The following is a 410-nucleotide window of genomic DNA, read 5'->3' on the forward strand; positions in this document are numbered from 1 at the left end:
AAAGTAAAATATAATATATAAAAACAAAGGCATATTAACATATTTTAATGTGTCTTTGTTTTATAATATTCAATTAATAACTCTTAAATTAATAAAAAAATGAAAAACAAAATTGTACTACTAAACATTCTACTCTTTATTCTATTTAGCTGCAGTAGTGATAATGATGATAATGATGATCTCGATGTTATTAATAAACCTGAGTCTAAAACTCAAAAGGTTATTCATCATTTATCAATTAAAGAGGTATTTATAGGCGAAAACAATACTCCTCAATATGATACTAATACTTATGAATTTTCTTATGAAAACGGGCAGGTTTCCAAACTTACAAACTTAGAGGAAGAAGGTTCTTATAGAAATTTTGAATATGACAAAGACAAAAAATTAATTAAAACTATAGAATACTA

Annotated in this window: 1 protein-coding gene; it reads left to right on the top strand. The window is 23.4% G+C overall.

All coding sequences use genetic code 11. The annotated features are described in order from the left end of the window. Nucleotides 1–99: 99 nt before the first annotated feature. Nucleotides 100–410 (top strand): hypothetical protein (locus C4S77_RS03010; RefSeq protein WP_146106027.1); only part of this gene is annotated, 311 nt, incomplete at its 3' end.

Source organism: Apibacter adventoris (genome assembly GCF_002964975.1).
Taxonomy (GTDB): domain Bacteria; phylum Bacteroidota; class Bacteroidia; order Flavobacteriales; family Weeksellaceae; genus Apibacter; species Apibacter adventoris.